Origin of the sequence: Mycobacterium sp. MS1601 (assembly GCF_001984215.1) — a bacterium.
Lineage (GTDB): Bacteria > Actinomycetota > Actinomycetes > Mycobacteriales > Mycobacteriaceae > Mycobacterium.
The window spans coordinates 4930777-4944936 of sequence record NZ_CP019420.1 but is presented as its reverse complement, the minus strand read 5'-3'; the positions used below and the strand labels follow the sequence as shown (position 1 = coordinate 4944936).

Below are 14160 nucleotides of genomic sequence, written 5' to 3'. Positions count from 1 at the left end.
ATTTCCGTCGCACCGATGTCACGGCCGTGCAGGCGGATCACCGTCCGAAGCGCCGACCACACGGTCACGGCCATCCTTCTTGGCCCGGTACATCGCCTCGTCAGCCCGTCGAATTGGGATCACCAACTCTTCTCCTGATCGCACCTGCGCGACGCCTACGCTCACCGTTCCCGTGAGCAATACGCCGGCATAGTCGAAAACCGCGTCGGCAAAGGCTGTTCGCAACCGGTCGGCCACGGCGATGGCCTCCGCTTCGCCTGCTCCGACAAGGAGTGCGCAGAATTCCTCGCCGCCGATGCGCCCCAGCACATCCCCGGGACGCACATTGGCTCGTGCGATCGCGGCGAACTCCGACAACAGCAGATCCCCGGCGGCATGTCCGTAGCGGTCATTGACCGCTTTGAACTCATCGAGGTCCATCAGCACGATAGAGCACGGCCGCCGGCCACGCAGGCAGGAATGGGCCGCCTCTGCTGCCTGGTCCATGAACCCGGCCCGGTTCAAAACTCCTGTGAGACTGTCGATCACCGCCGCCTGCGCCAGCTGATTACCCAGGCGCTCCCGGCCGACGAGCAACAGACAGACGTTGATCGCGATGGCCGCGACGAACAGCAACACCAGCGGCGTCGCGGTTGCCGCGGTGTTCCTCATCAACTCGAAGGAGCCAGAGTTCTGCTGGGCGTTGACTGCCCGCCAGATCACCGGGACCACCGACACAATGCTCAACGCCGCCAAGACACGTCGCATGACCAGATGCTCGGAGCGCTCGGCACGTACGGCGTCGACGGTGATGAGGATCAGGTACGCGACGATGCCCACTGACGTGAGCTGCAATCGCACCACCATGTCGGTGGTGAACGGCGGGATGTAGAGACATGCCATCGTCACCGCCACCGGCCCGAACAAGCTGGCGCGCAAAAGGATCCGTCGACCCGCAAACACTCGCACTCCGGCCCAGATCAGACTCCACACGAGCACCAGGAAACCGTTGGCCAGGGCTTCTGCGAACATGTAGGGCAAGATCCCCTGGGTACTCAACAGACCGGCGCCGATACCGCCCGCGACGTTGGCGCAGCCCCACATCACCATGGCCGTGTCGCGCCGCCTGCCACAGCCGGCCCAGACCTCGAGGAAGCCGAACAGCAAGGCGGTGGTGGCGACGACCATCCACATGGTGCGGACGTCGGGGATCATGAAAGGTCAGCCTTGCCGTAGTCAACAAATCAGTCACTGACACTAGCGTCAGTACTAGGCTCGCGCACTTGTCACTGGCAAGGGACGTCAATAGGTGCGCTTAATACATTGCCCGCGACACACACTCGCCCGTCTCCAGCTGGAGACGGGCGAGTGTGTGTCGCGGTGATGATCTACAGGTACTGGCCCAGGTTGGACTCGGTGTCGATGGCCCGGCTGGCGCTCGAACTCTTGCCGGTGACCAGCGTGCGGATGTAGACGATCCGCTCGCCCTTCTTGCCCGAGATCCGTGCCCAGTCATCGGGGTTGGTGGTGTTGGGCAGATCCTCGTTCTCGGCGAACTCGTCGACGATCGAATCCAGCAGGTGCTGGATACGCAGACCACGCTGGCCGGTTTCGAGCACCGACTTGATGGCGTTTTTCTTCGCCCGGTCCACGACGTTCTGGATCATGGCGCCTGAGTTGAAGTCCTTGAAGTACATGACTTCCTTGTCACCGTTGGCGTAGGTGACCTCCAGGAACCGGTTGTCGTCGATCTCGGCGTACATCCGGTCGACGACCTTCTCGATCATCGTCTTGATGGTCAGCGCGCGATCACCGTCGAACTCACCCAGATCGTCGGCGTGCACCGGCAGGTCCTCGGTGAGGTACTTGCTGAAGATGTCCTGCGCCGACTCGGCGTCGGGCCGCTCGATCTTGATCTTGACGTCCAGGCGGCCGGGCCGCAGGATCGCGGGGTCGATCATGTCTTCGCGGTTGGAGGCGCCGATCACGATGACGTTCTCCAGCCCCTCGACGCCGTCGATCTCCGAGAGCAGCTGAGGCACGACAGTGGTCTCCACGTCCGAGCTGACTCCGGTGCCGCGGGTGCGGAAGATCGAGTCCATCTCGTCGAAGAACACGATCACCGGAGTGCCTTCGGACGCCTTCTCCCGAGCCCGCTGGAAGATCAGGCGGATGTGGCGCTCGGTCTCACCGACGAACTTGTTGAGCAGCTCCGGGCCCTTGATGTTGAGGAAGTAGGACTTGGCCTCGCGGGCGTCGTCGCCACGGACCTCGGCCATCTTCTTGGCCAGCGAGTTGGCCACCGCCTTGGCGATGAGCGTCTTACCGCAGCCGGGCGGCCCGTAGAGCAGCACACCTTTGGGCGGACGCAGCGCGTACTCGCGGTAGAGGTCCTTGTGCAGGAACGGCAGCTCCACCGCATCGCGGATCTGCTCGATCTGGCGGGTGAGGCCACCGATGTCGTGGTAACTGACGTCGGGCACCTCTTCGAGCACCAGGTCCTCGACCTCGGCCTTGGGAATGCGCTCGAAGGCGTAGCCGGCCTTGGTGTCCACCAGCAGGGAGTCACCGGGGCGCAGCTTGCGGGGTCGCCAGTCGTCCTCGGACTCGGCCTGCAGATCGGTGGGCAGGTCGGCGGCGGCCACCAGCGGTTCGGCCAGCCAGACGATCCGTTCTTCGTCGGCGTGCCCGACCACCAGTGCGCGGTGCCCGTCGGCGAGGATCTCACGCAGCGTGCTGATCTCGCCGACGGCCTCGTAGCTTCCGGCCTCGACGACGGTGAGGGCCTCGTTCAGCCGGACCGTCTGGCCCTGCTTGAGCGCCGAGACCTCGATGTTGGGAGAGCAGGTGAGGCGCATCTTGCGGCCCGAGGTGAAGACGTCGACGGTGTCATCCTCGTGGGTGCTGAGCAGCACTCCGTAGCCACTGGGCGGCTGGCCCAGCCGGTCGACCTCTTCGCGGAGAGCCAAAAGCTGCTGGCGCGCCTCCTTCAGAGTTTCCATCAGCTTGGCGTTGCGTGCCGCCAACGAGTCGATCCGGGCCTCGAGTTGATGCACATCGCGTGCACTGCGCGCTGCGCCCTGACTTCCGCTGGCGTCGAGCTGTTCACGCAGAATTGCCGCCTCGCGGCGCAAGGACTCCAGCTCTGCAGCATCTTCGCTGGAAAAGCCCTGCGGGTCTTCCCCCGAACGCTCTGATTCACTCATGCTGCGCTCCTCCCCCGCACCGAAAGTTGGTGCGGTAACAACTTCAAAGCTACCGGCGATTCAGACTTTGTGTGCGGTGTAGGAATTCGACACACCAGAGAGACTGTTAGCCTCTGCTCCAGAGGCCGGCCGATCGAAAGGACAGCCGTGAACCTGAAATCCCTCGCCACCGGTGTGGCAACCGCCGTCGGTGCGGTCGCCGTCGTCGGCGCCGCGGCGGCAGGTGTGACTTCCATTGCATCAGTGACCACGGTCACATCCCCGGCAATCCAGCCGGTGGTGTGGGACATACCGCTGCCGCAGACGCCCGCACCTGACCTGCAGGCCCCCCTGACCCAGACGCTGAACGCGCTGGCCACCGGTGGTTCGTTCAGTGGCGCCAAGTCGGCGTACATCGAAGGTGGAGTGGGCCGCATCGAGGCCATCACCGCTGACCGCGCCTTCTCGAACGCGCAGGCCAAGGGTCTGTTCCCGTTGACCTTCGGCGTGGCAGACATCGACGTCAACGGTCCGGTGGCCACGGCCAACGTGACCGCCACCGCCGCCAACGGCGTCAGCACCACCCGTCCGGTGACCTTCATCGCCGGTCCGAGCCCCTCCGGCTGGCTGGTCCAGAAGGGTTCGGCACTGTCGCTCCTGGCTTCGGCGGGCTGACGCTGATCCGACTCGCAGCACTGAACGCCGCCACGATCCTCGTGGCGGCGTTCGGGCTGTTGGGGTGCAGCAGCAGTGCTCCGCCCCCACCCTCGGCACCTCCGCCGCCGATCACGTCCACCACAACCGGACCGGCTGAGCTCCCCCAGCCCTCGGTGTTGATCGACGTGTTGACCCGCATCACCGATCCGGCCGTGCCCGGCGCCGAAAAACTCCCGTTGATCGAAAACGCCACCGCTGCCGACGCCGCTGCGGTGGACAGATTCACCACCGCGCTGGTGGACAATCAGCTGCCGCCGCTGGAGATTTCGGCACGCGACGTCGCGCCGGTGGACACCCGGGCCGGACTGGTGGTCGCACAGGTGAGCATCACCCCGGCGGATCCAACGGCCGAACCGTTCGTGTTCCCCATGGAGTTCAGCTTCGCCGAGAATCACTGGCAGCTGTCACGGCACACCGCCGACCTCCTGCTGGCCTATCAGGGGTGAGCTGATCATGTGGATCGGATGGCTGGAATTCGACATCCTGCTCGGCGATGTGCACTCGCTCAAGGAAAAGCGCTCGGTGGTGCGTCCCATCGTCGCTGAACTGCGTCGCAAGTTCAGCGTCTCGGCGGCCGAGACAGGTTCGAAAGATCTGCACCGGCGCACCGGCGTCGGCGTGGCTGCGGTGGCCGGTGAGCGCGCCCATGTGGTCGAGGTGCTCGATGCCGCCGAACGCCTGGTGGCGGCCCGCCCGGAGATCGAGCTGCTGTCGGTCCGCCGCGGCCTGTCACGTAGCGACGACTAGCCGATCGCTCGGGCAGAGGTGGGTTCAGGCCCAGGGGTCGCGTTGCACCACGGGCTCGGCGGTGAAATCCATCATCAGGTCGCCGAATCGGGGCCACAGCGGCAGCCCTGACCCATTGGGATCCCCTGAGCGGGCGAAGTTGACCACGTAGGCGCTGACGTCCTGCCCTACCCGCTCATCCCGGGAGGTGGTCTCGGCGGCGTACCTGACGGCTTCGGTGTGTAGGAAGAACGGCACGTCGGTGGCGTGCTGGGCGCCGGTCTCGTGGTCACCGGAGTCCGCCACGTAGGAGAACCGGTAGTAGAACGTCGGCGCCTGTCCAGAGAGCAGTCCTGCGACGTCGCGGGCACCGGCCACCATGAAACCGTCACGGCCGCCGAGGTCGGCGCTGGTGGCCCCGACCAGGACCGGCACCCGGTCCCAGGCGCCGCTGCGGTAGGCCGGCGCAGGGTCGACGACCGTCACGCCGTCGGCGAACGGACTGGCGAAGTCCTTTTCCCCACTGCCGAACAGTGCCCCCATGTCGAGGTCACCGCGGATCTGATCTGCACTCAGCGCCCGCAGCCGGATCAGGGCGGACGCGTCGTCGGCGGCGATGCCCTGCGATTCGGCGAACCGCACACCCACCTGTTCGACGTCGGCCAGCGTCGCACCGGGCAGCGTAGCGTCGCCACCGGACATGATCACCGCCCGGTCGACCAGACCCCGGGCACGCGGTGAGGTGAGCAGCGAGTGAATCGACATGCCGCCGGCGCTTTCGCCCATCACGGTGACGTTGGCCGGGTCACCGCCGAATGCCGCGATGTTGCGCTGCACCCACTGCAGCGCGGCGATCTGGTCCATGGTCCCGTAGTTGCCCAGCAGGTCGCCGTCTTCGTGTGCCGCGGTCAGCTGGGGATGCGCGAAAGTCCCGAACCGTCCCAGCCGGTAATTGATGCTGACGACCACCACGCCCCGGCGGGCCAGTTCGGCGCCGGAGTACACCGCCGGCGAGGCGCCGCCGTTGACGAACCCGCCGCCGTGGATCCACACCACCACGGGCAGGTTCTGCGGACCGTCGAGGGGTCGCCACACATTGAGATAGAGGCAGTCCTCGGCCGGGGTGGCCCCCAGCGGCGCGGCATCACTGGGAAACGGGCGCTGCATGCAGTCGTTGCCGTACTCGACCGCAGCCCTGACACCCGACCAGGCAGCGGCGGGTTGTGGTGCGCGCCAGCGGAACTCACCGACCGGCGGGGCGGCGAAGGGAATGCCCTTGAAGCTCTGCACACTGTCGTCGACGACGCCACGAAGCGCACCCGTCTCGACGGTGATCACCGGCTGTGCACCGGCCTGCGGTGGTGACACGAACGAAAACACCATCGCCGCAGCAAGTCCGAGGCCCGCGCGCACTCTCCTGATCACGGTTGTTCCTGTTCTGAGCCGGGACGCTTGGCCATCGGAGCGCATGCCCGCGATTCAGACCTGCTGCTTGCGCCGCTTCAGCGGGGTCGGGGTGATGGTGTCGGGCGCCAGGCGTCGGGCCGAGATCAGAAAGGCGGTGTGCCCCCGCATGTTGTGCTGGGGCCGCACCGCCAGGCCGACGACGTTCCAACCGCGCTGCATGGTTTCCCAGGACCGCGGTTCTGTCCAACACTGCTGCTCGCGCAGGGCTTCCACGGTCTTGGACAGCTGGGTCACCGTGGCCACGTAGATCATCAGAACCCCACCGGGAACCAATGCCGCCGACACTGCGGGGAGCACTTCCCATGGTGCGAGCATGTCGAGTACCGCACGGTCCACCTGCGGGCCGCTGTACTCGGCGAGATCACCGATCACCAGATCCCAGCTGGCCGGGCGCTCACCGAAGAAGGTCTCCACATTGCGGATGGCGTGCACGGCGTGATCGTCACGCACCTCGTAGGAGATGACCTTGCCGGTCGGACCGACGGCACGCAGCAACGAACAGGTCAGCGCACCGGAGCCGGCACCGGCTTCCAACACGGTGGCTCCGGGGAAGATGTCACCCTCGTGGACGATCTGGGCGGCGTCCTTCGGATAGATCACCTGGGCCCCGCGCGGCATCGACAGCACGTAGTCGATGAGCAGCGGACGCAACACCAGGAACTGGTCACCGTTGGTGGACTTCACCACGCTGCCCTCGGGGACGCCGATCACCGAGTCGTGCGGGATGGCGCCGCGGTGGGTGTGGAACTCCGCGCCAGGGGCCAGCACCATGGTGTAGTGCCTGCCCTTGGCGTCGGTGAGCTGCACCCGGTCACCCACAGTGAACGGTCCGGTTAGCGACACAGCTGAAGCCCTCTCAGATTTGTCCGAGCCCATGCATAAGCTGCCAAGTATGGCCGACGACGAGACTATTACCGAACGGGTTCCCTCCCGCCCGGCACTCTCGCCGTCCCGCGCTGCCGATTTCAAGCAGTGCCCCCTGCTGTACCGGTTCCGGGCCATCGACCGGCTGCCGGAGCCGCCGTCGGCGGCACAGCTGCGCGGATCGCTGGTGCATGCGGCGCTGGAACAGCTGTACGGACTGCCCGCGGCGCAGCGCGGGCAGGACACCGCCTTGGCGCTGGTCGCGCCCGCCTGGGAGCAGGTGGTGGCCGAGGATCCGGCGGTTGCCGATCTGATGCCCGCCGTCGAGCGTGAGCAGTTGCTCACGGAGGCGGCCACGCTGCTGTCGGGGTACTACCGGCTGGAGGATCCCACCCGGTTCGACCCACACAGCTGTGAACAGCGGGTGGAAGTGGAGCTCGCCGACGGCACGCTGCTGCGTGGCTTCATCGACCGAATCGACGTCGCGGCCACAGGTGAGGTGCGGGTGGTCGACTACAAGACCGGCAAGGCGCCACCGGAGGCCCGCGCGCTTGCGGAGTTCAAAGCCATGTTCCAGATGAAGTTCTACGCCGTCGCGCTGCTGCGGTCCCGCGGCATCGCCCCGGCGCGGCTTCGCCTGATCTATCTGGCCGACGGCCAGGTGCTGGACTATGCGCCGGAACTCGCGGAGTTGGAACGCTTCGAGAAAACGCTGATCGCCATCTGGCAGGCTATTCGATCTGCCGGTGCCACAGGCGATTTCAGGCCCAATCGGACCTGGCTCTGTACGTGGTGTGCACATCAGAGCCTGTGCCCCGAGTTCGGCGGCACCCCACCGCCGTATCCGGGGTGGCCGCAACATAAGGCAGACTCGGCCGCGTGAGCTCCTGTTACTACCGGCGACGGCCCGACGGGGTGTTCGAGTCGACGGACCTGACCCGCAGCAACTGGACACCGGAGATCCAGCACGGTTCGCCTCCGCTGGCACTGCTCACCAAGGCGGTCGAAGAGCAGCTCGCAGACACCCCCATGCGGATCGGCCGGCTGAGCCTGGACATCCTGGGTGCCGTTCCCGTGGAACCGATGCAGGTCCGGACGTGGGTGGACCGGCCGGGACGACGGATCTCGCTGCTGGCGGCCGAGATGACGCCGGTGGGTCAGCAGCGGCCGGTTGCCCGGGTGACAGCGTGGGCCCTGGCGGTCAGCGACACCGCCGATGCGGCCACCGAACGCCATCCTCCGCTGGTCGAGGGCGCCACCATCGCGCTACCCGACGGGTGGTGGAATGCCGAGGGTTATCTGGAATCCGTGGATTTCCGCCGCCAACAGGATGATTGCGGCTCCCGGGTGTTCTGGTTGACACCCAAGGTGGCCCTCGTCGACGACGAACCCACCACCGCACTGCAGCGGCTGACCATGGTGGTGGACTCGGCCAACGGCGTGGGCTCGGTGCTGGATCCCCAGGAGTACATGTTCATGAACACCGACACCGTCCTGCATCTGCACCGACTGCCCACCGGTGCGGACTTCGCGCTGCGGGCGCGTGGTTCCATCGGGTCGGACGGCATCGGTGTCACCACCGCCGAGGTGTACGACCGCGCCGGATTTGTCGGCACGTCGGCGCAGACGCTGCTGGTACAGCGCCGGTGAGCCTGCCGGTCGAGCAGTTCGACCTGGTGTGGGCGGTGCACCGTGAGGCCGACGGCAGCTGGCGCTCGGATTCTCCGAGGGGGGCACATCGACTGGTGGTGGTCGGCGGCGCTGGATCACGCCCGAGGACGCTCCTCACGCCGAGGTGACGTGGCCGTGGGATACACCGAAAGCATTGGCGCACAACGCTTCCTGGGTCAATGCCGAACTCACGAAGAACTGGGTCAGCTGCGGTTGCTGCGTGCGGCGCGCTGACCGCCACCTCACCACGGGGCCGACGTCGCCGCCCGCCACACCCATTCGGCGAGCGTGCTGCAGTACTCGGCGTCGACGACCTCGCCGGTCAACAGCACACGCATGTTCAGCGGCGCGAACAGTAACTCCAGGGCCATCCGGTGGTCCACGCCGTCGGTGACCTCACCACGTTGGTGGGCGCGTTCGAAGATCTGGAGCAGCGCGTGCGCCCCGAACGCCCACGCATCGCGCCGGATCGCGATGCGCGGATAGTCGTCGTTGGTGATGACATTGGCGCGTAGCAGCCCGCGTCCGTGCGCGGTGGACAGGAACGCCGCCATGTCGGTGGCCAGTTCGACGAGATCGTCGCGCAGCGCTCCGGTATCCGGGATGTTGATGACGCGGCTGGGCACATGGAGCAGGGCCTCGAGAACAACACTCTCTTCGTCATCCCAATGTCGCCAGATCGCTTGTTGGTCGACACCGTGCTTTGCCAGGGCAGTGACGGTGAAGCGATCGACGCCCCAACGGCTCAGCTCGGCGTACGCCGCCGCCAGGATCCGTTTCCGCTCGTCGTCGTCGTCAGTGTCGTCCGTTGGCATCGCAACCCCCATGTCCGTGTCGCCGAACGTCGCGAGGTTCGCCAGCATAACTGAGCATGCATACAACCGTGCCCGCTATCAGCTGCGGCTACCTCAGCGGTGTCATCTCCTCCAGCATGGTCGGCACCAGCTCACTGACCGTCGGATGGATGTGCACCGTGTGCGTCAGCGTGGTGTACGGGGCTTTGGCGGCCATGGTGTCGAGGATGCTGTGGATCACCTCGTCGCCGCCGACGCCCAGGATGGCCGCTCCCAGAATCTCACCCGAGTCGGCATCCACGAATACCTTCATGAATCCCTGCGTTTCGCCCTTTTCCACCGCACGACCCACACGGGTCATGGGGCGCTTGCCCACCAACACTTTTCGCCCGGACTCGCGCACCTGAGCCTCCGACATCCCCGCCCGGCCCAGCGGCGGATCGATGTAGAGCGCGTAGGTGGGGATTCGGTCGCTGACCCGGCGCGGTTCGCCGTCGAGCAGATTGGCCGCGACGATCTCGAAATCGTTGTACGAGGTGTGGGTGAACGCGCCCTTGCCGTTGCAGTCCCCCATCGCCCAGATGTGCTCGACGCTGGTGCGCAGTTGGTCGTCGGTCACGACGTAACCGCGATGGTCGGTCTGCACGCCGGCCGCCTCGAGACCCAGGTCGTCGGTGTTGGGTGCACGCCCCACGGCCACCAGCAGATGTGTTCCGGTGACCACCGGCCCGCCCTCGCGGGTGTGCACGGCAACACCCGAACCGTCCCGCGCCACCCGGATATCGTCGGAGCCCAGATGGATTGTGATGCCGTCGTTCTCGAGGATGTCTTTGATGGCTGCACAGACGTCGTCGTCCTCCCGCGACGCCAGCCGGGACCCACGCTCCACAACGGTGACCTGCGCACCGAAGCGGCGGTACATCTGCGCGAACTCCAGTCCGATGTAGCTGCCGCCGATGATCACCAGATGCTCGGGCACGGTATCGAGTTCCAGCACACCGACATTGGTCAGGTACTCGACATCGCCCAGACCGGGAATGTCGGGCACCACCGCACGGCCACCGACGTTGAGGAAGATCGAGTCACCGGTGATGGTCTGGCCGTCCACATCGAGAGTGTGCGGATCGGTGAAACGGGCGTGGCCTCGGATCAGCGTGCAGTTGTCCATGCCCTCGAGCCAGTCCTCGACGCCGGTGCGGTCCTTGGCGACGATGCCGTCCTTGCGGGCCTTGACCTTGGTCATGTCGACGGTGATCTCACCGGTGGTGATGCCGTAGTCAGCACCGCGGCGGGCTACGTGGGCAGCATGTGCGCTGGCCACCAGAGTCTTGGTGGGGATGCAGCCGTAGTTCACGCAGGTACCGCCGACGAGCTTGCGCTCGATCACCGCGACGGACCGGCCCGCCGCGGTGAGCCGGCCGGCCAGCGGCGGCCCGGCCTGACCCGCGCCGATCACGATGGCGTCGTAATGTGTTGTCACAGCACTGAAGCCAGTGCCACGACGGCGAAGCCGCCTACGACTGCCACGATGTCCTCGCTGACCGCTGCGGGCAGGTCCTTGCCCGCCTTGGCCGCCAACCACCCGCGGACCTCGGCGCCGCCGAGAGTACCGAGGACAGCACCGACCACACCCGCACCCAGGCAGGCCCAGGGATGACCCCACGCCGTGCCGATCACCGCGCCTGCGAAGCCACCGCTGATCAGCCGGGCGGCGAACTGCGCAGGCACCTTGCGACTGGGCGTCTTCGGCAGTTGGTCGGTGATCAGCTCACCGAGCAGCAGCACGGTGAACACTGCGAGGGTGATCGGGTGGGCCACCCACTGCGCCCACGTGCCGTCAAGGTTGATCCAGCCGAAAAACCCGCCCCACGCCACCACCGCCGGCGGGGTGAGAGCCCGCAGACCGGCGATGACGCCGATCAGCAGGGCGAGCAGAATCACGAGAACTTGTGTCATGGAACCCTCCCGACCGGGTGATGCAACATTCGGACGCTAACACGCGCCATGAGTACGCACGGCCTGAAAAGCCAGCCTGCGGAAACTGCCACCGGTCGGGATCGATCAGAAGCGACAGAACCTGATGTCGGAGGCCAGAATTGCCTTGGCCCCGATCGCGGCGATCTCGTCCATGATGGCGTTCACGTCACGGCGGGGCACCAGTGCACGCACCGCCGCCCACTCAGGGTCGGCCAACGGCGCGATGGTCGGCGACTCGAGGCCGGGTGTCACCGCGGTGGCCTTGTCCAACACCGCGCGCGGGCAGTCATAGTCCAACATCAGGTACTGCTGGCCGAACACCACACCCTGCACTCGGGCGGCCAACTGATCACGCGCACGGTCGGAGACGGGGGCGGCACGTTCGATGAGCACGGCCTCGGAATCGCACAGCGGCTCACCGAAGGCAACCAGACCGTGCTGGCGCAAGGTGCGCCCCGAACCCACCACATCGGCGATGGCGTCGGCCACACCCAACTGGATGGAGATCTCCACCGCGCCGTCGAGGCGGATGACCGTAGCCTCGATTCCCTTGTCGGCGAGGTCTTTCCGAACCAGGTTGGGGTACGCGGTGGCGATTCGCCTCCCGGCCAGGTCGGCGTGGGTCCACGGGGTACCCGCCGGCGCCGCGTAGCGGAAGGTCGACGACCCGAAGCCCAGCGCCAGCCGTTCCTGCACCGGAGCATCGGATTCCAGCGCCAGATCGCGGCCGGTGATGCCGAAGTCCAGCTGCCCCGAGCCCACGTAGATGGCGATGTCTTTGGGGCGCAGGAAGAAGAACTCGACGTTGTTCACCGGGTCGATCACGGTCAGGTCCTTGGGATCGGTGCGCCGACGGTAGCCGGCCTCCGACAGGATCTCGGCGGCCGACTCACTGAGTGCGCCCTTGTTGGGCACCGCGACCCGCAGCATGGCGCTCACAGCTTGCCGTACACGTCGTCGAGGGACAGGCCGCGCTTGATCATCAGCACCTGGGCCCAGTAGAACAACTGGCTGACCTCTTCGGCCAGCGCATCATCGGACTCGTGCTCGGCGGCCAGCCACACTTCGCCGGCCTCTTCGAGGATCTTCTTGCCGATGGTGTGTACACCCGCGTCCAGCGCTGCGACAGTGCCGCTGCCCTCCGGCCGGGTGCGTGCGCGTTCACCGAGTTCGGCGAACAATTCCTCGAAGGTCTTCACGGGCTGCGATTCTTTCATGCGGGCACAGCCCCGGGAAAACGACTATCAGGTGTTCGCCGGTTTCTCGGTCTTGAGGATCTGGCCGTGCATGTCCTCCAGCGACACGCCCTTGGTCTCCATGACCCACTTCCAGACGAAGACACCGGAGAGCACCGCACACAGTCCGTAGAAGCCGTAGGCCAAGCCGAGGTGGTCACGCAGCCCCGGGAAGGTGACGGTGATCAGCCAGTTGGCCGCCCACTGGCCAGCGGCGGCCAGTCCCAGAGCGGCGGCTCGGATGCGGTTGGGGAACATCTCGCCGAGCAGCACCCACACCACCGGGCCCCACGACATACCGAAGGCCACGACGAACAGGTTGGCGGCGATCAGCGCGATGACCCCGGAGGCGCCGGGCAGGCTCGGATTCCCGTCGGGACCCACCGTAGCGTTGGCGAAGATGACCGCCATGGTGATCAGTGTGACCGCCATCCCGGATGACCCGATGAGAAGCAGTGGTTTACGGCCGATCTTGTCGATCAAGGCAATGGCGATCAGGGTGGTCAAGACGTTGATCACCGAGGTGATCACCGTGTAGATCGCGGACTCGTCGGCGCTGAAACCGACCGCCTGCCACAGCACGTTGGAGTAGTAGAAGATCACGTTGATGCCGACGAACTGCTGGAAGATCGACAACCCCAGGCCCACCCAGACGATGCCGTAGAGCCCGCCGGTGGGTTTGCGCATGTCCTTCCAGGACGGCTTGTCCTCGCGCTCCAGCGTTTCCTGGATGCGGTGGATGGTGATCTCCAGGTTCTTCTGCCCCAGCAGCGTGCTGAGCACCCTGCGGGCTTCCGGGATCTTGTGGCTGGCAACGAGGTAGCGCGGCGACTCGGGGATGGTGAACGCCAGTGTGCCGTAGACCAACGCGGGCACCGCCATCACCAGGAACATCCAGCGCCAGGCGTCGAGCCCGAACCACAACGGTTCGTTGGCGCCGCCCGCGGTCCACTGCAGCAGCCAGTTGACCGCGAAGGACAAGAAGATGCCGGACACGATGGCCAGCTGTTGCAGCGAGCCCAGCCGGCCGCGGATGGACGGCGGAGACGTCTCGGCGATGTAGGCGGGTGCGATCACCGACGCGACGCCGACACCGATGCCACCCACGATCCGGAACAGCACGACAGTCCAGACCTCGTGGGCGAAGCCGGTGCCGAACGCACTGATCAGGAAGAGCACCGCGGCAATCTTCATCACCGATATACGGCCGATCTTGTCGGCGAGCCGGCCGGCGGTCATGGCGCCGAGCGCCGCGCCGAGCAGCGCCGAGGCGACGGCGAAACCGAGCTCGGCATTGCCGATGCCGAAGTCTTCCTGGATGGAGTCCACCGCACCGTTGATCACGGCGCTGTCGTAGCCGAACAGAAGCCCGCCCAGGGCGGCGACGGATGCTATTCGAACGGCGGTCTTACCGGAAGAGAAGTCTTCGTCGGTGATGGCCGACGGTGTGTTGTCGACGGGACCACCCTGACCAGCCATGAGCCAACCTTCTTTCCGCAGCGCTGCGAAGGAGTCTTACCCACACTGTGGCACAGTCACACCGCG

General features: G+C 66.2%; 15 protein-coding genes. 5 read left to right on the top strand and 10 right to left on the bottom strand.

What is annotated here, in order from left to right:
- Positions 1-18: 18 nt before the first annotated feature.
- Positions 19-1194, bottom strand: a complete 1176-nt coding sequence (locus BVC93_RS23840; RefSeq protein ID WP_083739611.1) for a GGDEF domain-containing protein — start codon at positions 1192-1194, stop codon at positions 19-21.
- Positions 1195-1367: 173 nt separating this feature from the next.
- Positions 1368-3185 (bottom strand): proteasome ATPase, encoded by a 1818-nt coding sequence (gene arc, locus BVC93_RS23835; protein ID WP_083739610.1) that lies wholly within the window; start codon positions 3183-3185, stop codon positions 1368-1370.
- Between the two features lie 147 nt (positions 3186-3332).
- Here arc and BVC93_RS23830 point away from each other — a divergent pair, with 147 nt between their 5' ends.
- The 3 genes from BVC93_RS23830 to BVC93_RS23820 are packed head-to-tail and all read left to right on the top strand — an operon-like array spanning position 3333 to position 4628.
- Positions 3333-3839 carry a hypothetical protein gene (locus BVC93_RS23830; protein WP_083739609.1) on the top strand — a complete coding sequence of 169 codons (507 nt, stop codon included), beginning with the start codon at positions 3333-3335 and terminating at the stop codon, positions 3837-3839.
- Positions 3840-3880: 41 nt separating this feature from the next.
- Positions 3881-4327, top strand: coding sequence for a hypothetical protein (locus BVC93_RS23825; protein ID WP_236950100.1), 447 nt, complete (start codon positions 3881-3883; stop codon positions 4325-4327).
- A 7-nt stretch (positions 4328-4334) separates the two neighbouring features.
- Positions 4335-4628 (top strand): DUF503 domain-containing protein, encoded by a 294-nt coding sequence (locus BVC93_RS23820; protein ID WP_083739607.1) that lies wholly within the window; start codon positions 4335-4337, stop codon positions 4626-4628.
- A gap of 24 nt (positions 4629-4652) precedes the next feature.
- On the opposite strand, the gene BVC93_RS23815 is transcribed toward BVC93_RS23820, so the two are convergent.
- Both BVC93_RS23815 and BVC93_RS23810 read right to left on the bottom strand, forming a co-directional pair.
- A complete protein-coding gene (locus BVC93_RS23815) occupies positions 4653-6032 on the bottom strand; it encodes a carboxylesterase/lipase family protein (protein ID WP_197687517.1) in 1380 nt (459 codons plus the stop codon).
- 54 nt (positions 6033-6086) lie between these two features.
- Positions 6087-6917, bottom strand: a complete 831-nt coding sequence (locus BVC93_RS23810; protein WP_157517051.1) for a tRNA (adenine-N1)-methyltransferase — start codon at positions 6915-6917, stop codon at positions 6087-6089.
- Positions 6918-6966: 49 nt separating this feature from the next.
- On the opposite strand from BVC93_RS23810, the gene BVC93_RS23805 reads away from it, so the two are divergent.
- Together BVC93_RS23805 and BVC93_RS23800 are read left to right on the top strand one after the other, a co-directional pair.
- On the top strand, positions 6967-7821 hold the full coding sequence (locus BVC93_RS23805; protein WP_192860083.1) for a RecB family exonuclease: 855 nt from the start codon (positions 6967-6969) through the stop codon (positions 7819-7821).
- Positions 7818-8588: a thioesterase family protein gene (locus BVC93_RS23800; protein ID WP_083739603.1), complete on the top strand. Its 771-nt coding sequence runs from the start codon at positions 7818-7820 to the stop codon at positions 8586-8588. Before BVC93_RS23805 ends, BVC93_RS23800 begins: the two co-directional genes overlap by 4 nt.
- Before the next feature lie 263 nt (positions 8589-8851).
- On the opposite strand, the gene BVC93_RS23795 is transcribed toward BVC93_RS23800, so the two are convergent.
- The 6 genes from BVC93_RS23795 to BVC93_RS23770 form a co-directional block, all read right to left on the bottom strand.
- Complete coding sequence (locus tag BVC93_RS23795; RefSeq protein WP_192860082.1) at positions 8852-9424, bottom strand: TetR-like C-terminal domain-containing protein; 573 nt, start codon at positions 9422-9424, stop codon at positions 8852-8854.
- An 88-nt stretch (positions 9425-9512) separates the two neighbouring features.
- Positions 9513-10883, bottom strand: a complete 1371-nt coding sequence (locus BVC93_RS23790) for an FAD-containing oxidoreductase (protein ID WP_083739601.1) — start codon at positions 10881-10883, stop codon at positions 9513-9515.
- On the bottom strand, positions 10880-11359 hold the full coding sequence (locus BVC93_RS23785) for a DUF4126 family protein (RefSeq protein ID WP_083739600.1): 480 nt from the start codon (positions 11357-11359) through the stop codon (positions 10880-10882). Before BVC93_RS23785 ends, BVC93_RS23790 begins: the two co-directional genes overlap by 4 nt.
- Positions 11360-11464: 105 nt before the next feature.
- Positions 11465-12310, bottom strand: coding sequence for an ATP phosphoribosyltransferase (gene hisG / locus BVC93_RS23780; protein ID WP_083741282.1), 846 nt, complete (start codon positions 12308-12310; stop codon positions 11465-11467).
- A 5-nt stretch (positions 12311-12315) separates the two neighbouring features.
- Positions 12316-12597, bottom strand: coding sequence for a phosphoribosyl-ATP diphosphatase (locus BVC93_RS23775; protein ID WP_083739599.1), 282 nt, complete (start codon positions 12595-12597; stop codon positions 12316-12318).
- A gap of 27 nt (positions 12598-12624) precedes the next feature.
- Positions 12625-14094, bottom strand: a complete 1470-nt coding sequence (locus tag BVC93_RS23770) for a sugar porter family MFS transporter (protein WP_083739598.1) — start codon at positions 14092-14094, stop codon at positions 12625-12627.
- Positions 14095-14160 lie beyond the last annotated feature (66 nt).